This is a genomic window from Vibrio sp. 1288 (genome assembly GCF_033344475.1).
The window spans coordinates 1-678 of the sequence record NZ_JAWPOX010000575.1 but is presented as its reverse complement, the minus strand read 5'-3'; the positions used below and the strand labels follow the sequence as shown (position 1 = coordinate 678).

Here is a 678-nt window from a genome sequence, read left to right as displayed (position 1 = left end):
TCGCGATTCGCCATGGCACACCTTCTCGGTTGATACCTTTCAAACGCATTTCGCCACCAACTTCGACCATGTAGTTTTTGATCCCTACCGATTGTAGGTAATCAGCAACCACATCAACCCCCCAACCTTTTGCAATCGTTGACAGGTCAACATACAAATTAGGAATGTCCTTTGACAGTTTATTGCCATCAACGGTCAGGTGGTGAATCCCAGTGTTTGCCTTACGAGCCGCTAACTCTTCATCAGAAGGCACTACGTCAGGGCGAGCTTCTGGGCCAAAGCCCCAAAGGTTAACCAGAGGACCAGCCGTTACATCGAGCGCACCTAAAGTTAGGCCATTGAGACGAACCGCTTCTTTTACTACGGTTGCCGTTTGCGCTGACACTTCGAAAGGCTCACTTGTTTGATGCTGGTTAAAACGACTCAGCTCTGAGTCTTCACGGTAAGTCGACATTTGATCGTTGACTTCTTCAAGCAGTCGATCGATTTCCGTTTGCAGAGCCTTCGGCGTCGGAATGCCGTCTTGCTCAATGTATTTAATGTTGTAAGAAGTCCCCATTGTAGGACCGCTTAGATGAATTTGATCAGCAGGCTGTTCACAACCAGCCAAAATCAATAGAGAAGCAAATGCAACAAGCCACTTTTTCACTTGTTTACTCCCATTGTTGTTGAATTGAT

At 46.8% G+C, this 678-nt stretch carries 1 protein-coding gene; it reads right to left on the bottom strand.

What is annotated here, in order from left to right; translation table 11 throughout:
• Positions 1-649: FAD:protein FMN transferase (locus R8O11_RS28120; protein ID WP_318194986.1), on the bottom strand; the 649-nt coding region annotated here is incomplete at its 3' end.
• Positions 650-678: the final 29 nt, after the last annotated feature.